This window comes from Pseudomonas sp. LS1212 (assembly GCF_024741815.1).
Lineage (GTDB): Bacteria > Pseudomonadota > Gammaproteobacteria > Pseudomonadales > Pseudomonadaceae > Aquipseudomonas.
In genome coordinates, this window is the sequence record NZ_CP102951.1 from 2,473,889 (window position 1) to 2,493,830 (window position 19,942).

A 19,942-nucleotide genomic window follows, 5' to 3' on the forward strand; every position below is an offset into this window, starting at 1 on the left:
CCTGGGCGCTCAGGCGCTGACTTCATTGCGCCGGCGCAGAGCGGCGGCGATCATCATGACCAATACCGACAGGCCGATCAGCAGCGTCGAGGCGACGGCGATGACGGGGGTCAGGTCCTGGCGCAGGGTGGTCCACATTTTTACCGGCAAGGTTTGCAGGGTCGGGCTGGCCATCATCACGCTGAGCACCACCTCGTCCCACGACACCAGGAACGCGAACAGCGCACCGGCCACCATGCCCGGGCGAATTGCCGGGAAGGTCACCTTGTACACCGCCTGCAGGCGCGACGCCCCGCAGATGACGGCGGCATCCTCGATCGACTGATCAAACAGCTTCAGCGAGTTGATGATCGAAATGATGGTGAACGGCAGGGCGACGATCACGTGGCTGACCACGAAGGAAAACATCGTCCCGGTGTAGCCGAGCTTGAGAAACAGCGCATAGACCGCCACCGCGATGATCACCAGCGGCACGATCATCGGCAGGGTAAACAGCCCATAGAGCATCTCCCGCCCGCGAAAGCGTCCGCGTACCAGGGCAAAGGCCGTTGGCAGCCCCAGCGCGACCGCGAAGATCGTGGTCAGGATCGCGACCTTGAGGCTGGCGAAGGCCGCATCCATCCAGTCGGCATTGGAGAAGAACTGCTCGTACCATTTCAGCGTCCAGCCCGGTGGCGGAAATACCAGCCACTGGGAGGAGCCGAACGACAGCAGGACGATGAACACGATCGGCAGCACCAGAAACAGCGCGATCAGGCCCGTCGTCGTGTAGAGGCCGATGCGCATGCGCCGGCTCATGGCGTTGGGAGTCAGGAGCATGACGGCTTACCTCGCGTTACTGGAGCCGACCGGGGATTCCGGTTGCAGCTTCAGGTAGAAGTAGAACAGCACCAGGGTGATCAGGATCAGCAACGCTGCGGCGGCGCTGGCCAGGCCCCAGTTGAGGAACGATTGCACCTGCTGGACGATGAACTCGGGCAGCATCATGTTCTGCGCACCACCGAGCAGGGCCGGGGTGACGTAGTAACCCAGCGACATCACGAACACCATCAAGGCACCCGAGAACAGACCCGAGCGGCACAGCGGCAGGAATACCCGGAAGAAGTTGGTCCAGGGGCTGGCGCCGCAGATGGAACCGGCCTGCAGCACCATCGGGTCGATGGCCTGCATGGTCGCCTGCAGCGGCAGGACGATGAACGGGATCATGATGTAGCTCATGCCGATCACAACGCCGGTGAGGTTGTGCACCATCTCCAGGGGTTGGTCGATGATGCCCATGGCCATCAAGGCCTTGTTGATCACCCCCGAAGCCTGCAACAGCACAAGCCAGGAATAGGTGCGCGCCAACAGGCTGGTCCACATCGACAGCAGGACGATATTGAGCAGCCAGCGACCCCAGCCACGTGGCACCAGGGTAATCGCCCAGGCCAGCGGGAAGCCCAACAGCAGGCTGAACAGGGTGACCAGGCCGGCTACCGAGAAGGTATTGAACAGCACCCGTGCGTAGGCGGAGTTGGCGAACAACTGTTCGTAGTTGCCCAGGCCCGGCACCGGCTCCATGACGCCGCGCAGCAGCAGGCCGATCAATGGCGCAAAGAAAAACAGGCCGAGGAACAGCAGGGCAGGGACCAGGTTACCGGCGCCTCGCCAACGCTGTGCCATTGTGGTGGAGTCTTTCATCACCGTGGCCTTGCTCGGAGCCTGGCCGGCAGCGCTTGCGGCGCTGACGGCGGGCGTGGATTGACGGGACGTGGCGGCCGTCATTTTCACTTGACCAGCCATTCGTTCCACCGTGTCGCGATAGCCGGGCCATTTTTAGCCCAGTATGCGAAGTCTAGAGTGATCTGGTCCTTTGCGTAGGCAGTCGGCAGGTTCGGTGCGAGCTCTTCTTTGAGCAGGCTGACGCTGTCGAGGTTGACTGGCGCGTAGGCGGTCTGGTTGGCGAAGTCGGCCTGGCCCTTGGCCGAACTGGAGTTGGCCAGGAAGCGCATGGCGGCGTCCTTGTTCTTCGAGCCTTTGGGAATGACCAGCACATCGGCCATGACCAGGTTCTGCTTCCAGCTCACGCCCACTGGCGCGCCATCCTGTTGCAGGGCATAGACCCGGCCATTCCAGAACTGGCCAAGGCTCGCTTCACCTGAAGCGAGCAATTGCTGCGACTGGGCGCCGCCGCCCCACCAGACGATGTCTTTCTTGATGGTGTCGAGCTTCTTGAAGGCGCGGTCCAGGTCCAGCGGGTAGAGCTTGTCGGCCGCTACGCCGTCGGCCAGCAGGGCCAGTTCCAGTACGCCAGGGCTTGGCCATTTGTAGAGGGCGCGTTTGCCGGGATAGGTCTTGGTGTCGAACAGCGCGGTCCAGTCCTGAGGCTTGCCGGCGCCCAGCTTGCTTTCGTTGTAGCCGAGCACGAAGGAGAAGTAGAAGGAGCCGACACCGTGATCGGTCACGAAACGCGGGTCGATGCGGTCGCGCTTGATCACGTTGAAGTCCAGCGGCTCGAGCAGGCCTTCGCTGGCCGCGCGCAGGGCGAAGTCGGCTTCGACGTCGACCACGTCCCATTGCACATTGCCGCTTTCGACCATGGCCTTGAGCTTGCCGTAGTCGGTAGGGCCGTCCTGGACCACTTTGATGCCCGTTTCTTTGCTGAATGGTTCGGCCCAGGCCTGCTTTTGCGCGTCCTGGGTCGTGCCGCCCCAGCTGACGAAGCTCATGCTTTCGGCTGCCAGCGTAGCGTTGCAGGTTACGGCGAGCAGGCCGGCTGCCAGCAGCGCGGTTGCACGTTTTTTGAACACCATGGGTACGCCCTCATTTTGTTGTTGTGTTTTGAGCGGGCTGTAGATGCCCGCCTAACGGGAGCAGCAGGTCTTTCGGGCCCTGGTTCAGGGCGAACGACTATTCGGTCTACGGGATATCATATTATGGTATTCCAAACTTTTAGCAAGAGGTTGCTTCTACCGGTCATCCGCAGAGCTGCCCGGACATGCCTTGCGCAGTCGCTATAGTTAGAAGGCAGTGAAGCGAAAGGATTAAAAAAATGGCGTTGATCAGTCGTGAAGTGTGGTGGCTTGAGCCGCCCAAGCCGGGCCAGGCTGAAGCGGACCTCCATTGGGGGTTCCTGGAAATCTATTCCGACAGGCCGCCGGTGTTTGTCGATGAGCGCCCGACGGAGGAGCAGATGAAGGCGCGCAAGAGCTGCCGGAATTTTCCCAAGGCCGACGACTGACCCTTCTTGTGTATTCCAGTGATGCTGACGCCCAATTCCAGCGATTGTGAGTCACCCATCGCCGATGATTCTGAGCCACTCGTGCAGCCAGCGCTGCTGAGCGTCTGAACATTGCGTAGTCCATTTCCCAAATGCATGGCAGCGGGGTGCCCTTGTGGCGTTTTCTCTGCACACTGGCCGCCCACGATTCAAGAGCTTTCATCGTTACTACCACGACGGCCCTTGATTCATGTCCGTATGAGGGGCCTTTCCAGTGGTGGAGGCGTCTCATTGCCGCATACAGGGATTGCATGCCAAATGAACTTCGAAAACATGAACGAAGCCGAAACGCCGGTGGCCGAAAGTCAGATCAGCAAACAGGGCTGCACAGTCGTTGCGTATCATGAGTCAGTGCAGTGCTACTTTCGTCCGGGAACGGAAGAACTGGTCTTCATTGCCGACTGCCAGGCGGGTGAGTTTGAAACACACTGGCGCGACATGATGATACGCATGGACGAGTTCCATCAGGCCAAGGCCAACTACTCCAGTGTTTTGGAACACTATGCCCGTGCCGCAGCCGAGGCCGCACTTTCGCCCCCCGACGCGGAAAACCACCACAAGGCCGTGACAACGGCAGAGAGTGAACTGGAGAAAACAAGAGCGGCGCTACACAGCAAGCTGGGTGATTTTTCGCAGCAAGGGATGAGTTATGACGAGGTGGTCGAGCTTATTCCAGTCGTGGGGCAGGCAAAAGCCAAACGCGGGAGTAAGCCGACCCGCTATGCATATGTCAAAAAAGGCTATTTCAGTAAAAGCCAGGACGGCAGAAAGCTGCACACGGTCTCCTTGAAAGGCAGCGACAAGAAAGGTGGCGGGAAAAGCATCTACAGCAAGGACAAAAACGGCCGAACCCGAATCGATACGCAAAAACTGGCCGAACAACTTACAGACCTGAAATGGCCAACCTTAAAGCTTGAACTGAAAGATGTCCTCCAATGGACCGGCTCGGATTTCGATCTGGACGAGCTGAAAAAGGATTGCGTCCTGTTCGAGTGGGCAGAAAAGTGGAATGACAGCTTGTACGGCAAGACCGAGTTGGGCGCCAACGTAGACGTTTCCGGCGCTGCGCAGTTCATGCGTTTCGTGTCCAATGTCGGGGCCAGTGCGGAGTTCGACCCAAACAAGGGCCAGGCCTCCTTCAAGGGCGAAGCCAAGGCCAACCTGTCCCTGGCCTCTGCGACAGTCAACCTGACTGGCTACATACCGGACCGTCTCGGTTGGTCGTTGTCCTACACCAACACCAAAGGCCATGTCTTCGACATGGGCATGCTACGCCTGTTCGTGGCACCCGAGTTGAGCGGTTTCATCGGTGCCTCGGTGCTGATCGAAGGGCAACTGCAAGTGGTGCTGAAAGGCGACCAGCAAATGCTGGCAGGCCAGTCGGGCGGCCGATTGCCGCGCTTCAGGGAAAGGAGAACCCGAGGGGCAGTCTTCCACCAGCAGATGGCCGCTGAGGACGAAGGCTTGAGGCTCTCCGGCGAAGCCTTTGCCGGCGCACGGGCGGAGGGCAGCTTCAAGGGCGGGTTGCAATGGCTGAAACCCGCCCCGCCGGTGGATCCCAATGCCAGCTTGGCCGGCATATTGAAATCCAGCGGTGAATTTACCGAGTTTTGCAGTATCGGCGGCAATATTGCCGGGCTGGCCGGTGCTGGGGCAGGCGGCAAGTTTCATTGCACTTTTATCAATGGCAAGTTCTGCTTTCATGTGGCTGCCAGCCTGTGTTGGGGCGTTGGGGCCAAGAGTGGTGTTATCTGTGAAGTGGGTACGAATACGATTGTCGAGTTTGGTGCTTGGTTGATCTATCAGCTGTATCGGTTGGATTACAGTTTTTTTGATATGGTGGAAAAAGGGAACTTTGAGGTTTACAGTCAGTATTGTGTCATGCAGGTAGAAAGTATAGGAAGTGATATCTATGAGGGCTTCCGAGGGTTAGAGACAAATGTTAAGTCTGTTGCTATTGAATTTAGTAAATTCATAAAAGATGTTGCGGATGAAAACAAAAAGAGTCTTGAGGCCTCGAGACGGCGCAATCAACTGGCCGAAAATATCAACGCTCTCCCAGAGAGACTGTTGCGGCACACCCCCGAGGCCAAGGGGATACTACTTTATCTGCTCACACGCCATGGAACCTGGGACCTCTTGGATCCCGGAAACCGTGGTAACGGTCTGATTCCGGACATCTACCAGCAGCGTAAGGAAGCGGTCATGTGGGTGCTCAAAAGCATCCAGACCCGTGCCGAATGGCGCAAGGTGCTCTGTCGCATGACCCCGGATGGCGTCAGCATGTCCCAGGACGACAACGAGTTCGCCGTTGCCGAGCAGCAGGAAAAATATCTGGTGAGTTTCTTGCAGCTGGGCTTCAACCGCGATCAGGAGTTGTACAAGGAAAAGAGCGAACTGGCGGTTATTTATGATCGTTTGAAAACAGAAGTCGCTTGGGGGTACGCCCTGACCATGAATGATACTTTTTATTACCAGCTCAACACCGGCTCTAACACTCATTATCCGCAGCGCTGCAACTTCGGACCGTGTAATGCGGAATCACGCCATTTGGCGTAAAGGCAGGAGTTTTCATGGATACAATAAAACCGACTGTAAGCCTGTTGTTTATCTTGACCTTGATTGGTTGTGATCAGGTAGGCAAGTCAGTGAGCAATTCCGAAGTCAGGGTTTCCTCGCAGGAGCTGCAACAGTTTATTCAGAAAATTAAAAGCAATCTGGTTTTTGTCGAGGGTGGCGATTTTCTGATGGGGGATTATGGCTCGCAGTATGGCCCAGAAAAACTGCCATACGACGGCGATAGGGATAGTAAGCCACTACACAAAGTTGAGCTCAGCAGTTACTCCATTGACAGGTACAAGATCACTAATAAGGACTTTCAATTTTACCTTAAATATAACGGATTGCAGTTAAGGGTTGTGGACGAAGGGAATCAAGATGACTGGAAAAATATCAATGATGCACCGAACATACCTGCCCATTTGGACTGGTACGAGGCAGACCAATATTGCAGTTGGTTGGCGCAGATCAGCGATCTGCCATTTTCCCTGCCGACAGAAGCTCAGTGGGAGTATGCCGCACGCAGCCGTGGACAATTTTTGATGGTGGCCACCGATGACGGCACCTACAAGACTGATCACCGTCCTGTGACAGAGCAAGATGGTCCTCGAGGCATAAATATTTCCACCTCTTGGGATCGGGAAGCTTACGCCAAGCAGATGGGGTGGAAGACACGTTCCTTGACGCCCTTGCCCGTGGACAGGTTCCCGCCTAATCCGCTGGGACTATATGCCATGTCCGACAATGGTCAGGAGTGGGTCAAGGACTGGTATGACCCAGACTATTACCAAAACTCCCCGGTCAAGGACCCTCAAGGCCCGGACTCACCCGTGTTTAGGGGACCCGCATCCAATAACAAATACGCCAAGGTCTTACGCGGAGTGAGTTATGCCGACCCACAGTGGGGGGGCGGCGTAAATGTGCAGCGTAGTTACAGAAATCCAGATGGGCATTTCTACAGCGTTGTGAATAAAGAAGAGTTGTTATCAATTGCTGATAAAACAGCCCGCTGCGTAGTAAACGACCCCAAGCTATGAATTGATAAACGTGAGAATAAAACAATGTCCCAAGGGACAGGTGTTCCCATGCCAATAATAAAAAACCGGAAAAACTACCTTGCTATCGCGATCAGGACAGTAAGCCACTGAATAAGGTCAGGGCTGGCTCAGAATCATCAGCGCGGAGGATCACAATCACTGGAGCGAGGGGCTCGTAACCTATGGAACAAGTCGTTCATTTCCACAGATATGCCGTATAGAACCAGCAGCGTCCACACTTCTCACATGTTGTTACCTCACACCCCAATCGGGGGCAAAACCTGCTTCGGTAACAGTCTGGCGGGCTACCCCAGCCCTTGCGTTCAACTGCCTGTCAGGCCCGACCCAGTGCGCTTCGCGCGCTTTTCCAAACGCTCGATCGGCAAATTGGCCGGTTGATTGCATATGCTTGTCTGTACAAGTATCTGCGTGTGCGTAGGACCTTGCGTCACGCAGTACGAGTACTCACGCGCCACAAGCGCCCATGTTGGTCTTCAGGGAAAAAAACAATGAAAAAAGCTTTTCTGACCCTTTCTGCTCTGGCTTTGTGTGTGGCTGCCGGTTCTGCGCTGGCCAAGGAATACAAGGAGTTGCGCTTTGGCGTCGATCCGTCTTACGCACCGTTCGAGTCCAAGGCCGCCGATGGCAGCCTGGTGGGCTTCGATATCGACCTGGGCAATGCGATCTGCGCTGAACTGAAGGTCAAGTGCAAATGGGTCGAAAGTGATTTCGATGGCATGATTCCGGGCCTCAAGGCCAACAAGTTCGACGGTGTGATCTCGTCCATGACGGTCACGCCGGCGCGCGAGAAAGTCATCGACTTCTCCAGTGAGCTGTTCTCGGGCCCCACCTCTTTCGTGTTCAAGAAAGGCGCCGGCCTGAGCGAAGATATTGCGTCGCTCAAGGGCAAGAAAGTCGGCTACGAGCAAGGCACCATCCAGGAAGCCTACGCCAAGGCCGTTCTGAACAAGGCCGGGGTCCAGACCCAGGCCTACCAGAACCAGGATCAGGTCTACGCCGACCTGATCTCCGGCCGCCTCGATGCCTCGATCCAGGACATGCTGCAAGCGGAACTGGGTTTCCTGAAGTCGCCACAAGGTGCCGACTTTGAAGTCAGCAAGCCGGTCGACAGTGAGCTGCTGCCATCGAAAACCGCAGTGGGTATCAACAAAGGCAACCAGGAGCTCAAGGCGCTTCTGGATAAAGGCATCAAGGCACTGCACGACAATGGCACCTACGCTGCCGTCCAGCAAAAGCACTTTGGTGACCTGAACCTCCACAGCGGCCAATAACGACCCTGCGCCCATCTGTCGATGGGCGCTTTTCGATTGCCAAAGGGCTGCCCAATGTTCGAACACCTATTGCAGATTCTGGGGCTGTCAGGCTTCAGCCTGAAGGGCTTCGGCCCGCTGTTGCTGCAAGGCTCCTGGATGACCGTCAAATTATCGGTACTGTCGCTGTTGTTGAGCGTATTGCTCGGCTTGATCGGCGCAAGTGCCAAGCTTTCAAGATCGTCCCTGCTGCGCGTCCCTGCGCAGCTCTACACCACGCTGATCCGCGGGGTACCGGACCTGGTGTTGATGCTGCTGATTTTCTACAGCCTGCAAACCTGGCTGACCAGCCTCACCGAAGTGCTGGGCTGGGACTATATCGAGATCGACCCGTTCAGCGCCGGGGTCATCACCCTGGGCTTTATCTACGGGGCGTATTTCACCGAGACCTTTCGCGGCGCCATCCTCGCCGTGCCGCGCGGGCAGATGGAAGCCGCAACCGCCTACGGCCTGACCCGTGGCCAGCGTTTTCGCTTCGTGGTCTTCCCGCAAATGATGCGCTTCGCCCTGCCGGGCATCGGCAATAACTGGATGGTGATCCTCAAGGCCACAGCGCTGGTTTCGATCATCGGCCTGGCCGATCTGGTCAAGGTGGCCCAGGATGCCGGCAAAAGCTCCTATCAACTGTTTTTCTTCCTGGTGCTCGCTGCCTTGATCTACCTGGTGATTACCACTGCTTCGAATTACGTCTTGCGCCGGCTGGAGATCTTCTACGCAGCAGGCACCCGGGAGGCGGTACGATGATCGAACTTCTGCAGGAATACTGGAAACCCTTCCTGTATCACGACGGCTATCACATCACCGGCCTGGCCATGACGCTGTGGCTGCTCAGCGCATCGCTGGTCATCGGCTTCGTGATGTCGATCCCGCTGTCGATTGCCCGGGTGTCATCCAATGCCTGGGTGCGCTGGCCGGTGCAGTTCTACACCTACCTGTTTCGCGGCACGCCTTTGTATATCCAGCTGCTGATCTGCTACACCGGGATCTACAGCCTCGCCGCGGTGCGCGCCCAGCCGCTGCTCGACGCCTTCTTTCGCGATGCGCTGAACTGCACCATCCTGGCCTTTGCCCTGAACACCTGCGCCTACACCACGGAAATCTTCGCCGGGGCCATTCGCAGCATGAACCATGGTGAAGTCGAGGCGGCCAAGGCCTATGGCCTGCGCGGCTGGAAGCTCTATGCCTACATCATCATGCCGTCGGCCCTGCGCCGTTCGCTGCCGTTCTACAGCAACGAAGTGATCCTGATGCTGCACTCGACCACCGTGGCCTTTACCGCCACCGTGCCGGACATCCTCAAGGTCGCGCGCGATGCCAACTCGGCCACTTTCCTGACCTTCCAGTCCTTTGGCATCGCCGCGGCGATCTACCTGGCGGTCACTTTTTCCCTGGTCGGTCTGTTCCGCCTGGCTGAGCGCCGTTGGCTGTCCTTCCTTGGCCCAGCCCACTAATTCAGGAACTTGCACATGTACAAACTGACCGTTGAAAACCTGCACAAGAGCTACGGTAGCCATGAAGTGCTCAAGGGCGTTTCGCTTAAAGCCAAGACTGGCGATGTGATCAGCCTGATCGGCGCCAGCGGCTCGGGCAAGAGCACCTTCCTGCGTTGCATCAATTTCCTCGAGACCCCCAACGACGGCGCCATGAGCCTGGACAACCAGCCGATCCACATGGCTCACGACCGGCACGGCATGCGCGTGGCCGACGCCGATGAGTTGCAACGCCTGCGCACGCGCCTGGCGATGGTGTTCCAGCACTTCAACCTGTGGAGCCACATGACCGTGCTCGACAACATCACCATGGCCCCGCGCCGGGTGCTGGGTGTCAGCAAAAAGGATGCAGAGGAACGGGCCAGGCGTTATCTGGACAAGGTGGGGTTGCCGTCACGGGTCGCCGATCAGTACCCGGCGTTTCTCTCGGGCGGGCAACAACAGCGCGTCGCCATCGCCCGGGCCCTGACCATGGAGCCGGAGATCATGCTGTTCGACGAGCCGACCTCGGCCCTGGACCCGGAACTGGTGGGCGAAGTGCTCAAGGTCATCCAGGGGCTGGCCGAGGAAGGCCGCACCATGATCATGGTGACCCACGAAATGAGCTTTGCGCGCAAAGTGTCGAATCAGGTGCTGTTTCTGCATCAGGGGCGGGTCGAAGAGCAGGGCGCACCCGAGGACGTACTGGGCAATCCTAAAAGCGAGCGCCTGCAGCAATTTCTCAGTGGCAACCTGAAATAAGCCGGCGCAACCCACCCTCGGGCGACTGGCCAGTCGCCCGAGGGTGCTCGACTATCCCTCGAAACCTATCCCTTGAAACCAACGCACTCCACCACTTCAAGATCATACCCGGTCAGCCCCGCATATTTGAGCGGCGGCCCAAGGTGCCGGAGCTTGCCGACGCCCAGGTCCTGGAGAATCTGCGCACCGGTGCCGACTTCGGAGTAGATCCTGGACTGTGAGCGGTTGTACTGCCGAGGCGCCTGGGTCAATTGCGGTATCCGTTCGAGCAGCGCCTGCGAGGACTCGTGATTGGCCAGCACCACCACCACGCCGCAGCCTTCAGAGGCGACTTTCTGCAGCGCCGCCCACAGTGTCCAGTTGGAGGGGCCGGTGTACTCGGCGCCGACCAGGTCACGCAAGGGGTCGATCACATGCACGCGCACCAGCGTCGGGTCGTCACGGCGGATGTTGCCCATGACCATGGCCATGTGCACACCGCCTTCGATGCGGTCTTCGTAAGTGATCAGGCGGAAGGTGCCATGCACCGTCGGTAAATCCCGTTCGCCGATGCGCACCACTGTGTGTTCGGTGCTGAGGCGGTAGTGGATCAGGTCGGCGATGGTGCCGATCTTGATGCCGTGGCGCTCGGCGAATACTTCAAGTTCCGGGCGGCGGGCCATGGTGCCGTCGTCGTTCATCACTTCGACGATCACCGAAGCCGGGGTGAAACCGGCCAGGCGGGCCAGGTCGCACCCGGCTTCGGTGTGTCCGGCGCGGGTCAGGACGCCACCTTCGCGGGCACGCAGCGGGAAGATGTGCCCCGGCTGCACCACGTCTGCTGCCGTGGCACCTGGCGCCACGGCGGCCTCTACGGTGCGCGCCCGATCGGCGGCCGAGATGCCGGTGGTCACGCCCGTGGCCGCTTCGATGGAGACGGTAAAGGCGGTGCTGAAGACGCTGCCGTTGCTCGGCACCATCTGTTCCAGGCCCAGCCGCTGGCAATGCTCGTCGGTCAGGGTCAGGCAGATCAGGCCACGTGCTTCGCGGGCCATGAAGCTGATCGCTTGCGCATTGCAGTGGTCGGCGGCGAGCAACAGATCGCCTTCGTTTTCCCGGTCTTCGTCGTCCACCAGCAGGACCATCTTGCCTTGCCGGTAGTCTTCGAGGATCTCTTCGATGCTGTTAAAGGCCATGGGTATTTCTCGGTACGGGCAGTTAAATGGCTATGGTATACCGTGATACAGAAGCACACCAACCCGCCTGGCCGTTTCGCAGCCTTGCGCGCACGGTCCAGGCGGGTACCGAAAAAAAGTGACGGTGTAAGTGTTGGGTCAGCATGGCGCCCTGAAGATCCAGGAGCGCCCGGTGATAACCGGGCCTGCGCGCAAGCGACCGGTACTTGAGCTCAGGCGCTTGAAGTTTCGGAAAATGCTCACGGATCAGGGGTGCTGCCTCGTCATCGCTGATCGCAATGGCTGTGGCGCCTTGAAAACGTTGTTCCGGGTTCAGCTAGTCGAATCCCGTGTACCCGCTTTCGTCGATCCGGAAACATTCCATTTCAGCTTTTCCCTGCCACAATGCTGACACCGATCCGATCCGCCAGGTCGAGCACCTCGTCGTAGACGCCGGCGTCTTCCAGAAGGCTGCGCGAAGTGCCTTGTTGCTGCAGCACGCCGGCGGGAATCCGGTCACCGAACAGAACAAATGCGCGTGCCGAGTCGTCCTGCCTGGAGACCCACGAAAGTCCTTGCGCCTCGGGGCATTGGTGATGCACCGCCTCGGCCCACTTCCGTGTGGCCGGGTACTGATCCTTCTCTGTGTCGATCAGCTGCTTGCGGGGGATGCCCAGCTTGCGAAGTGCCACGCTTCCCAGGTCGGCCAGTTGAAGGTCTTGCGTGACCTTGATGGCTGAATGCTGTTGGCCGGAGAGCTTGTTCTTTTCAAAACTCTTGAATCCCGGCACATGCGGCACGTCATGGAAGACAGTCTCCATCAACGCGCACGGCATCGTGGTGCCGGCATACAAGGTGGGAATGGGCTGGCCCTGCTCGTTCTGGATCGGGCTGAAGCGCGCATTAACCTGGATGCCGGGATTGAACTGATCGGCCCCATACTTTTCCAGGTGAACGCGATGCAGCGCCTCGCCCGCCGCCAGCGGGGTCAGGGTGATATGGAGTTTGTCTGGCGGTGCTGGCGTAACGGACGAAGACGCCTCGTTTGGCTTAGGCGTCACCACTACGCCCGAAGGCTTGGCGGCTCGCTTAGCCATGGGCGATCTCTTGCACTTCATCGCGTGCGGCCTCTATCACCCGCTCAGGCTGCACGCCGATCAGGTCCTGCGGCCGCTTAGCCCCGAGGAAGCTGTTCGGCGAGCGAAACCAGTAGGCCATGCCCCAGCCGTCCTTGTGGCCGGCGAGCGCCTCGATGACCCTGGCCAGCGCCTTGAGCGGGCGAAAGCCGGCGTCGCGATCCAGACCGTAGGCAGGGTAATAGTCGACGCCGTTATGGTGGATGGCGAAGATCAGCCCTTGCTTCTTCCACTTGTTGGGTTGGGCGCTGGGGTTGCGCGTACTAAGCCCGGCCAGTTGAGCGACGTCTGCCGCGGTCAGCCAGTCCCCGCTCTCCAGTACGGCCTTACGCGCTTGCACGAGCATGGCCGCTTCCTTGAGCAGGCGCGGCGAAGGGGGCGTTCGCGGCATCAGCACCTCGGCAAGTCGCTCAAGCGACTCCCGATCATGCCGTTCGAGCAGCACGTCGAACATGGAGGATGCCATATTCGAGAAGTTCTCTGCCAGGGCCTCGAAGACAGTCGGCTTGATGTGATCGAACGTGACCACCAGAACCCGATCGGCGTGTGACTTCCCAAGTCGGGCCTGAACCTCTTTGGGCGTACCAATCAAGGTGGAGACTCCCGGATGCTCTTGAACATCACTCATGGATGTTCTCCTGTGATTATGCGAGTTATCAAATAGTAGCATATCCAGTATAACCCTAAAGATTCCCATCTTGCCTCATCCGGCAAGTGGCTGCGATGCCTTTCACTGTGCGTCTCGTTATCCGCTTAATTAGGCCCATTTTGCCTATCTTCAGGCGCACATCAGGGCAAATTCTCCAGCCGCCTTCAGACACCGGGGGAACCCACCGACCGCCAGACGCCAAAGCAAGGTGCTGTGGCCTGCCACAACACCCCATTCTCTGTGGCGAACTGGCAAAAACTGGCCTTTACTGATTACCACGCCCTATATCCTGAGGGACGCGCCATGCCTAAAAAAATGAAGGCCGCTGTCGTTCTTGAGTTTGGCAAACCGCTGCAAATCCAGGAAGTGGAGGTACCCACCCCCGGCCCAGGCCAGATCCTGGTCAAGATTGCCGCTTCCGGCGTATGCCACACCGACCTGCATGCCGCCGAAGGCGACTGGCCGGTCAAACCCAACCCGCCCTTCATTCCAGGCCACGAGGGCGTGGGCCACGTCGTCGGCGTGGGTACCGGCGTCAAGAATGTCAAGGAAGGCGACCGGGTAGGCATCCCCTGGTTGCATTCCGCCTGCGGCCATTGCGAGCACTGCCTGGGCGGCTGGGAAACACTCTGCGAAGCCCAACAGAATACCGGCTACTCGGTGAATGGTGGCTTTGCCGAATATGCCCTGGCGAACGCCAACTTCGTCGGTCACTTGCCGGACAACATCGGCTTCATCGAGATCGCCCCAATATTGTGTGCCGGCGTGACCGTCTACAAGGGCTTGAAAATGACCGATACCCGCCCCGGACAGTGGGTGGCGATCTCCGGCATCGGCGGCCTCGGCCACATGGCGGTGCAGTACGCCAAGGCCATGGGCCTGAATGTTGCCGCCATCGATGTGGACGATCAGAAACTGGAACTCGCGCGGCACTTCGGCGCCACGCTCACCGTCAACGCCCTGAACCAGGACCCGGCAGCCTACTTGAAGAAGGAAATCGGAGGAACCCATGGCGTGCTGGTTACCGCCGTCTCGCCAAAGGCCTTTGCACAAGCCCTGGGCATGACTCGCCGCGGCGGAACCATCGCCCTCAACGGCCTGCCGCCGGGCGAGTTCTCCCTGTCGATCTTCGACATGGTGCTCAATGGCACCACAGTGCGTGGCTCCATCGTCGGCACCCGGCTGGACCTGCAGGAAGCGTTGAATTTCGCTGCCGAAGGCAAGGTCAAGGCGACGGTCCACAGCGAGCCCCTGGAAAACATCAACGACATCTTCACCCGTATGCGCAAAGGCCAGATCGAAGGCCGCATAGTGCTCGATCTCACAGCCTGATGCCGAAGGCCAGGAGCAGTTCCAAGTGCGGACAGAGGAGGCCGGTGGACTTACTCAAAGTGTCGAACCTGGCACAACGCCAGCGAGCATGATTCAGCGCCATTCCTGCAGTGTCCCGAGGTCGAACGGCAACGGCGCGACTTCACGCATGCGTTCGGTTTCCACCGACACGACCTGTGCCTCGCGGGCTGTGCGGATGCGCTCGGACGCCTGTTGCGCCACCGACTGCTGCCGGCAGGGGCCCGTCGCATCGGCAGCGTTTCGCCGGCCTTGCCATCGGTGGCGCCATTGGCACCGGCCTGTTCATGGGCAGCGCCTTCGCCATCGGCTTTGCCGGCCCCAGCGTGCTGCTCAGTTATGCCATCGGTGCCCTCATCACCTTGCTGTTGATGGGCTGCCTGGCGGAAATGACCGTGGCCCACTCGACCTCGGGCTCGTTCGGCGCCTATGCCGAATACTATGTCAGCCCTTTGGCAGGGTTCCTGGTGCGCTACGCCTAGTGGGCGGCGATCGTGCTCGCGGCGTTGTCGGCGATGAACAGCCAGCTGTACATCACCACGCGCATGATGTTCAGCCTGTCGCGTGCCGGTCATGCGCCCAAAGCGATGGGGGCGCTGAGCAAGCGCGGGATACCGGTCAATGCCTTGATGCTGTCGAGTATCGGCATTGCGCTGGCAACCGTTCTCAATGTGTTCTTCCCCGAAACGTCCTTTTTTCGTGAAAGGGCCCAAGGCGCAGCAGCGCTATCAATCGATGCCATGAGGCCCCGATTTTACGGATAAAAGTACCGAACTGGCTGGACAGCGCAGCCTGACATTTTCAATCCGACGAGGCGTCATACCCAGCCCAATGTGCCGGCGCAGAGCATGTCGGTGCGTATTGGCGCGCCTCGTAATGATACAAATATTTTTAAACAATTGAGTTTTGAAATAAAACGTGTCATTTATAGGCGCAACAAAACCAACAACACCCCGCCAGACCGGAATCAAAGGAGTCACTAAAATGAACAAGATCGAACTTCTGGGCGCTCTCGCGCTGAGCGCCTTCAGCATTCTGGCCCATGCCGAGGAAGAGACCCTGCGTATCGGCATCGAATCGGCCTACCCACCGTTTTCCTATAAAACCCCGGAAGGCAACATCAGTGGGTTCGACTACGACATCGGCAATGCGCTCTGTGAAGAGATGAAGGTCAAGTGCCAGTGGGTCATACAGGAGTTCGACGGCATGATCCCCTCGCTGAAAGTGCGCAAGATCGATGCGGTGCTGTCGTCGATGTCGATCACTGAGGACCGCATGAAGTCCGTCGACTTCACTAAAAAGTACTATCACACCCCAGGCAAGTTCGCGATGAAGGCGGGCAACGCGATCAATGACCCCATGGTGGATCTCAAGGGCAAGAAAGTCGGCGTGCAACGCGCCTCGACCTACGACCGTTACGCCACCGAGCAGCTTGAGAAAGCCGGGGTGATCGTGGTGCGCTATTCCGGGCAGAACGAAGCCTTCCTCGACCTCGCATCCGGTCGCCTGGACGCCACCCTGGCGGACATCGTCAACACCGATGAAAGCTTCATCAAAACGCCTGCGGGCAAGGGCTTCGCCCTGACCGGCCCGGACATCAACGACCCCAAATACTTCGGCAGGGGCGCCGGGATCGCCGTGCGCAAAGGCGACAGCGCCAACGCTGCGCGCTTCAACGTCGCCATCGATGCCATCCGCGCCAACGGCAAGTACCAGCAAGTGCAGGCCAAGTACTTCACGTTTGACATCTACGGCCAATAACCCCGACCGCGGCGCTGGCGTCTCGCCTGTGAGGCGCCGCTTTCTCGTTGTCCCGCGCGCCTTGCGGCGCATCGCGTGAGGAATTTCATCATGCTTTACGGCTACGGCTCGAGCATCCTCGAGGGTGCCTGGCTCACCATCAACCTGGCCCTGACCTCCATGGCGCTGGCCATTGCCCTGGGCCTTCTGGGCGCGGCCTTTCGCCTGTCGCCACTGAAGTGGCTGGCACTGCTTGGCGAAGGCTACACCACCCTGATTCGCGGAATCCCCGACCTGGTGCTTATCCTGCTGATTTTCTACGGTGGCCAGGATCTGGTGAACCGCATCGCACTGTTGCTCGGTTATACCCGCTACATCGATATCAACCCCTTTATCGCCGGCGTCTGCACCATGGGCTTCATCTTTGGTGCCTATCTCTCGGAAACCTTTCGCGGCGCCTTCATGGCCATCCCCAAAGGGCAGGGCGAAGCCGGCGTGGCCTATGGCATGAGTGGCCTGCAGGTGTTCTGGCGCATCCTGGTGCCGCAGATGATTCGCCTGGCCATTCCCGGGTTCACCAACAATTGGCTGGTGCTGACCAAGTCCACCGCACTGATCTCGGTGATCGGCCTGCAGGACATGATGTTCAAGGCCAAGAACGCGGCGGATGCAACCCATCAGCCCTTTACCTTTTTCCTTGCGGTGGCGGCCCTGTATCTGGCGCTGACCAGTTTGTCGCTACTGGCCCTGCGTTACCTGGAAAAACACTACTCGGTCGGCATCAAAGCCGCCGACCTGTGAGTGAGGAGTGAACCCATGATTCTCGACTACGCCCTGATCTGGGAAAACCTGCCGCTGTATTTCGGCGGCGCGCTACTGACCCTGAAGATTCTGCTGATCTCCCTGGCGTGCGGCCTGGTGCTGGCGATTCCCCTGGCGTTGATGCGGGTGTCGCGCTCAGTGCTCATCAGCTTTCCGGCCTGGCTGTACACCTACGTGATTCGCGGCACGCCGATGCTGGTGCAATTGTTCCTCATCTATTACGGCCTGGCGCAGTTCGAGGCTGTACGTCAAAGCGTGCTCTGGCCCTGGTTGTCCAGCGCCACTTTCTGCGCTTGCCTGGCGTTCGCGATCAATACCAGTGCCTACAGCGCCGAACTCCTGGCTGGCAGCCTGAAGGCCACGTCCAATGGCGAGATCGAAGCGGGCAGGGCCATGGGCATGTCTCGCTGGACCCTGTACCGGCGGATTCTCCTGCCTTCGGCCTTGCGCCGCGCGTTGCCGCAGTACAGCAACGAAGTCTTGATGATGCTGCAAACCACCAGCCTTGCCTCCATCGTCACCCTGGTCGACATCACCGGGGCAGCCCGCACCGTCAGCTCGCGATTCTATATGCCGTTCGAAGCCTTCATTACCGCCGGCCTCATCTACCTGGTCCTGACGTTCATCCTGGTTCGACTGTTCAAGCTGGCCGAGCGCCACTGGCTGGCGTATCTGGCGCCACGCAAGCATTAAGGAAAATCTCATGAACCACATTCAATACCTGTTGCCCTGGAGCGCCACTGGCACCGAGCGCCACCTGTCGTTGTTCCGCTTTGGCAGTGGGCCGCGCAAGGCCTACATCCAGGCCTCGCTGCATGCCGACGAATTGCCGGGCATGCGCGTTGCCGTCGAGCTCAAGCGCCGTCTGCGCGAGCTGGAAGAGCAGGGGCGCCTGACCGGAGTGATCGAACTGGTGCCGGTGGCCAATCCGATCGGGCTTGGGCAAATGTTCCAGGCGACTCACCAGGGCCGCTTCGAGTTCTCCAGCGGGAAGAACTTCAATCGGGACTTCCCGGTGCTCGCCGACGCCGTGGCGTCCCGCCTGGAAGGCCGGTTGGGTGACGATGCGCAGGCCAATATCGCGCTCATCCGCCGCACCATGGTCGATGTCCTGATGGACTTGCCCGCGGCCGGATCGGAGCTCGATGAATTGCGCCGCCGGCTGTTGCAGCACGCCTGCGATGCCGACGTGGTGCTGGACCTGCATTGCGACTTCGAGTCGATCATGTTGCTCTACGCCTTCCCGCAAAACTGGCCACGCCTGCGTTCGCTGGCTGCGCGGCTGGGCGCAGGCGCCGCACTGCTGGCCGAGGATGCCGGCGGCAATGCCTTCGATGAAGCGTGCGCGATGCCCTGGCTGCGCCTGGCCGAACGCTTCCCCGAGGCCAATATTCCGCTGGCCTGCCTGGCCACCACCATCGAGTTGCGCGGCATGGCCGATACCGAACGCGAGCCGTGCCTGGCCAGTGCCGAGCAGATTCTCGGTTTTCTGGCCGAGCAGGGCCTGATCAGCGGCGACTGGCCTGCCGCACCAGCCACTTGCTGTGAAGCCACGCCGTTCGCCGGGGCGCAGTACGCCTATGCACCGCACCCGGGCGTGGTGAGTTTTCTGCAACCGCTGGGTGCCCGGGTCAAGGTGGGAGACCCGTTGTTCGAGGTGCTTGACCCGCTGACCGATCGACACAGCGTGGTACACGCCTGCACCGACGGCATTCTCTATGCCCGCGAGCGCCTGCGTTTCGCCCAGCCCGGACTGTGGTTGGCCAAGGTGGCCGGCAGTACTCCCATTCGCCAGGGTCGCTTGCTCAGCGACTGATTCAACAGAGTGCAAACCATGAACAAACTCGAAGTTCGCGATCTCCACAAGCGCTACGGTCGTCACGAAGTGCTCAAGGGCGTTTCCCTTCAGGCACAAGCCGGCGATGTGATCAGCATCATCGGCTCCAGTGGCTCGGGCAAAAGTACCTTTCTGCGCTGCATCAACCTGCTGGAACAACCCAACGAAGGCCGCATTCTGCTCAATGGAGAAGAACTGAAGCTGGTGGCCAACCGGCTCGGCGGGCTCAAGGCCGTCGAGCCTGGACAACTGCAGCGCATGCGCTCGCGCCTGGCGATGGTATTCCAGCATTTCAACCTGTGGTCGCACATGAGCGCCCTGGAAAATGTCATGGAAGCCCCGGTGCATGTGCAGGGCTTGAGCAAGCAGCAGGCGCGGGAAAAAGCCGAGCACTATTTGCACAAGGTCGGCGTCGCACACCGCAAGGGTGCCTATCCGGCACACATGTCCGGTGGCGAGCAGCAGCGGGTGGCGATTGCCCGGGCACTGGCGATGGAACCGGAGGTGATGCTCTTCGACGAACCGACCTCGGCACTCGACCCGGAACTGGTCGGCGAAGTGCTCAAGGTGATGCAGGACCTGGCCCAGGAAGGCCGCACCATGGTGGTGGTGACCCATGAAATGGGCTTTGCCCGCGAGGTGTCGAACCAGTTGGTGTTCCTCCACCAGGGCCGCGTCGAAGAAAGCGGCAACCCCCGCGATGTGCTGGTCAGGCCGCAGTCCGAACGGCTGCAGCAGTTCCTTGCCGGCAGCTTGAAATAGCCCGGCACACCGACTGTTGGCCGCGCACGCCAACAGTCGGCTTCGGATACACTGGCGCCCACCTTGTACCTGCAC

The 19,942-nt window shown here is 59.4% G+C and carries 19 protein-coding genes and 1 pseudogene; 14 read left to right on the forward strand and 6 right to left on the reverse strand.

The window, feature by feature from the left end; genetic code table 11:
• Positions 1 to 9: 9 nt before the first annotated feature.
• From NVV94_RS11640 to NVV94_RS11650, 3 genes are read right to left on the reverse strand one after another with little or no spacing between them, the layout of a single operon-like run.
• On the reverse strand, positions 10 to 819 hold the full coding sequence (locus NVV94_RS11640) for an ABC transporter permease (RefSeq protein WP_258447283.1): 810 nt from the start codon (positions 817 to 819) through the stop codon (positions 10 to 12).
• A gap of 6 nt (positions 820 to 825) precedes the next feature.
• Complete coding sequence (locus tag NVV94_RS11645; protein ID WP_258447284.1) at positions 826 to 1,782, reverse strand: ABC transporter permease; 957 nt, start codon at positions 1,780 to 1,782, stop codon at positions 826 to 828.
• Positions 1,767 to 2,792, reverse strand: coding sequence for a polyamine ABC transporter substrate-binding protein (locus tag NVV94_RS11650; RefSeq protein WP_258447285.1), 1,026 nt, complete (start codon positions 2,790 to 2,792; stop codon positions 1,767 to 1,769). Before NVV94_RS11650 ends, NVV94_RS11645 begins: the two co-directional genes overlap by 16 nt.
• Positions 2,793 to 3,031: 239 nt before the next feature.
• Here NVV94_RS11650 and NVV94_RS11655 point away from each other — a divergent pair, with 239 nt between their 5' ends.
• The 7 genes from NVV94_RS11655 to NVV94_RS11685 all read left to right on the forward strand — a co-directional run bounded on the left by NVV94_RS11655 (position 3,032) and on the right by NVV94_RS11685 (position 10,417).
• Positions 3,032 to 3,220, forward strand: a complete 189-nt coding sequence (locus tag NVV94_RS11655; RefSeq protein ID WP_258447286.1) for a hypothetical protein — start codon at positions 3,032 to 3,034, stop codon at positions 3,218 to 3,220.
• Between the two features lie 297 nt (positions 3,221 to 3,517).
• Positions 3,518 to 5,818: a hypothetical protein gene (locus NVV94_RS11660; protein WP_258447287.1), complete on the forward strand. Its 2,301-nt coding sequence runs from the start codon at positions 3,518 to 3,520 to the stop codon at positions 5,816 to 5,818.
• 14 nt (positions 5,819 to 5,832) lie between these two features.
• Positions 5,833 to 6,855 carry a formylglycine-generating enzyme family protein gene (locus NVV94_RS11665; RefSeq protein WP_258447288.1) on the forward strand — a complete coding sequence of 341 codons (1,023 nt, stop codon included), beginning with the start codon at positions 5,833 to 5,835 and terminating at the stop codon, positions 6,853 to 6,855.
• 509 nt (positions 6,856 to 7,364) lie between these two features.
• Entirely contained in the window at positions 7,365 to 8,147 is a 783-nt protein-coding gene (locus NVV94_RS11670; protein WP_258447289.1) for a transporter substrate-binding domain-containing protein, read from the forward strand.
• A 54-nt stretch (positions 8,148 to 8,201) separates the two neighbouring features.
• Entirely contained in the window at positions 8,202 to 8,930 is a 729-nt protein-coding gene (locus NVV94_RS11675) for an ABC transporter permease (protein WP_258443423.1), read from the forward strand.
• Positions 8,927 to 9,637 carry an ABC transporter permease gene (locus tag NVV94_RS11680; RefSeq protein WP_258443422.1) on the forward strand — a complete coding sequence of 237 codons (711 nt, stop codon included), beginning with the start codon at positions 8,927 to 8,929 and terminating at the stop codon, positions 9,635 to 9,637. Before NVV94_RS11675 ends, NVV94_RS11680 begins: the two co-directional genes overlap by 4 nt.
• 15 nt (positions 9,638 to 9,652) lie before the next feature.
• The gene (locus NVV94_RS11685; RefSeq protein WP_258447290.1) at positions 9,653 to 10,417 is read left to right on the forward strand and encodes an ABC transporter ATP-binding protein; all 765 of its coding nucleotides are present in this window, start codon (positions 9,653 to 9,655) and stop codon (positions 10,415 to 10,417) included.
• A 65-nt stretch (positions 10,418 to 10,482) separates the two neighbouring features.
• On the opposite strand, the gene ribBA is transcribed toward NVV94_RS11685, so the two are convergent.
• The 3 genes from ribBA to NVV94_RS11700 form a co-directional block, all read right to left on the reverse strand.
• On the reverse strand, positions 10,483 to 11,592 hold the full coding sequence (ribBA, locus tag NVV94_RS11690) for a bifunctional 3,4-dihydroxy-2-butanone-4-phosphate synthase/GTP cyclohydrolase II (RefSeq protein ID WP_258447291.1): 1,110 nt from the start codon (positions 11,590 to 11,592) through the stop codon (positions 10,483 to 10,485).
• A 365-nt stretch (positions 11,593 to 11,957) separates the two neighbouring features.
• The gene (locus tag NVV94_RS11695; RefSeq protein ID WP_258447292.1) at positions 11,958 to 12,668 is read right to left on the reverse strand and encodes an RES family NAD+ phosphorylase; all 711 of its coding nucleotides are present in this window, start codon (positions 12,666 to 12,668) and stop codon (positions 11,958 to 11,960) included.
• Entirely contained in the window at positions 12,661 to 13,335 is a 675-nt protein-coding gene (locus tag NVV94_RS11700) for a hypothetical protein (protein ID WP_258447294.1), read from the reverse strand. The genes NVV94_RS11695 and NVV94_RS11700 overlap by 8 nt, the downstream gene beginning before the upstream one ends.
• A 324-nt stretch (positions 13,336 to 13,659) precedes the next feature.
• Here NVV94_RS11700 and adhP point away from each other — a divergent pair, with 324 nt between their 5' ends.
• The 7 genes and pseudogenes from adhP (at position 13,660) to NVV94_RS11735 (ending at position 19,867) form a co-directional block, all read left to right on the forward strand.
• Positions 13,660 to 14,688 carry an alcohol dehydrogenase AdhP gene (gene adhP / locus NVV94_RS11705; protein ID WP_258447295.1) on the forward strand — a complete coding sequence of 343 codons (1,029 nt, stop codon included), beginning with the start codon at positions 13,660 to 13,662 and terminating at the stop codon, positions 14,686 to 14,688.
• 269 nt (positions 14,689 to 14,957) lie between these two features.
• A pseudogene (locus tag NVV94_RS11710) lies at positions 14,958 to 15,401 on the forward strand (hypothetical protein); the annotation flags it as partial.
• A 289-nt stretch (positions 15,402 to 15,690) separates the two neighbouring features.
• Positions 15,691 to 16,467, forward strand: coding sequence for an ABC transporter substrate-binding protein (locus NVV94_RS11715; RefSeq protein ID WP_258447296.1), 777 nt, complete (start codon positions 15,691 to 15,693; stop codon positions 16,465 to 16,467).
• Between the two features lie 90 nt (positions 16,468 to 16,557).
• Complete coding sequence (locus NVV94_RS11720) at positions 16,558 to 17,247, forward strand: ABC transporter permease (protein ID WP_258447297.1); 690 nt, start codon at positions 16,558 to 16,560, stop codon at positions 17,245 to 17,247.
• A 15-nt stretch (positions 17,248 to 17,262) separates the two neighbouring features.
• Positions 17,263 to 17,961 (forward strand): ABC transporter permease, encoded by a 699-nt coding sequence (locus tag NVV94_RS11725; protein WP_258447298.1) that lies wholly within the window; start codon positions 17,263 to 17,265, stop codon positions 17,959 to 17,961.
• A gap of 10 nt (positions 17,962 to 17,971) precedes the next feature.
• Complete coding sequence (locus NVV94_RS11730; RefSeq protein ID WP_258447299.1) at positions 17,972 to 19,084, forward strand: succinylglutamate desuccinylase/aspartoacylase family protein; 1,113 nt, start codon at positions 17,972 to 17,974, stop codon at positions 19,082 to 19,084.
• A gap of 18 nt (positions 19,085 to 19,102) precedes the next feature.
• The gene (locus tag NVV94_RS11735) at positions 19,103 to 19,867 is read left to right on the forward strand and encodes an ABC transporter ATP-binding protein (protein ID WP_258447300.1); all 765 of its coding nucleotides are present in this window, start codon (positions 19,103 to 19,105) and stop codon (positions 19,865 to 19,867) included.
• Positions 19,868 to 19,942: the final 75 nt, after the last annotated feature.

What these genes read in the sequence shown, in the direction of transcription:
- NVV94_RS11640 (WP_258447283.1), bottom strand. Translation starts at nt 819, where the DNA reads ATGCTCCTGACTCCCAACGCCATGAGCCGGCGCATGCGCATCGGCCTC.
- NVV94_RS11645 (WP_258447284.1), bottom strand. Translation starts at nt 1,782, where the DNA reads ATGGCTGGTCAAGTGAAAATGACGGCCGCCACGTCCCGTCAATCCACG.
- NVV94_RS11650 (WP_258447285.1), bottom strand. Translation starts at nt 2,792, where the DNA reads ATGGTGTTCAAAAAACGTGCAACCGCGCTGCTGGCAGCCGGCCTGCTC.
- NVV94_RS11655 (WP_258447286.1), top strand. Translation starts at nt 3,032, where the DNA reads ATGGCGTTGATCAGTCGTGAAGTGTGGTGGCTTGAGCCGCCCAAGCCG.
- NVV94_RS11660 (WP_258447287.1), top strand. Translation starts at nt 3,518, where the DNA reads ATGAACTTCGAAAACATGAACGAAGCCGAAACGCCGGTGGCCGAAAGT.
- NVV94_RS11665 (WP_258447288.1), top strand. Translation starts at nt 5,833, where the DNA reads ATGGATACAATAAAACCGACTGTAAGCCTGTTGTTTATCTTGACCTTG.
- NVV94_RS11670 (WP_258447289.1), top strand. Translation starts at nt 7,365, where the DNA reads ATGAAAAAAGCTTTTCTGACCCTTTCTGCTCTGGCTTTGTGTGTGGCT.
- NVV94_RS11675 (WP_258443423.1), top strand. Translation starts at nt 8,202, where the DNA reads ATGTTCGAACACCTATTGCAGATTCTGGGGCTGTCAGGCTTCAGCCTG.
- NVV94_RS11680 (WP_258443422.1), top strand. Translation starts at nt 8,927, where the DNA reads ATGATCGAACTTCTGCAGGAATACTGGAAACCCTTCCTGTATCACGAC.
- NVV94_RS11685 (WP_258447290.1), top strand. Translation starts at nt 9,653, where the DNA reads ATGTACAAACTGACCGTTGAAAACCTGCACAAGAGCTACGGTAGCCAT.
- ribBA (WP_258447291.1), bottom strand. Translation starts at nt 11,592, where the DNA reads ATGGCCTTTAACAGCATCGAAGAGATCCTCGAAGACTACCGGCAAGGC.
- NVV94_RS11695 (WP_258447292.1), bottom strand. Translation starts at nt 12,668, where the DNA reads ATGGCTAAGCGAGCCGCCAAGCCTTCGGGCGTAGTGGTGACGCCTAAG.
- NVV94_RS11700 (WP_258447294.1), bottom strand. Translation starts at nt 13,335, where the DNA reads ATGAGTGATGTTCAAGAGCATCCGGGAGTCTCCACCTTGATTGGTACG.
- adhP (WP_258447295.1), top strand. Translation starts at nt 13,660, where the DNA reads ATGCCTAAAAAAATGAAGGCCGCTGTCGTTCTTGAGTTTGGCAAACCG.
- NVV94_RS11715 (WP_258447296.1), top strand. Translation starts at nt 15,691, where the DNA reads ATGAACAAGATCGAACTTCTGGGCGCTCTCGCGCTGAGCGCCTTCAGC.
- NVV94_RS11720 (WP_258447297.1), top strand. Translation starts at nt 16,558, where the DNA reads ATGCTTTACGGCTACGGCTCGAGCATCCTCGAGGGTGCCTGGCTCACC.
- NVV94_RS11725 (WP_258447298.1), top strand. Translation starts at nt 17,263, where the DNA reads ATGATTCTCGACTACGCCCTGATCTGGGAAAACCTGCCGCTGTATTTC.
- NVV94_RS11730 (WP_258447299.1), top strand. Translation starts at nt 17,972, where the DNA reads ATGAACCACATTCAATACCTGTTGCCCTGGAGCGCCACTGGCACCGAG.
- NVV94_RS11735 (WP_258447300.1), top strand. Translation starts at nt 19,103, where the DNA reads ATGAACAAACTCGAAGTTCGCGATCTCCACAAGCGCTACGGTCGTCAC.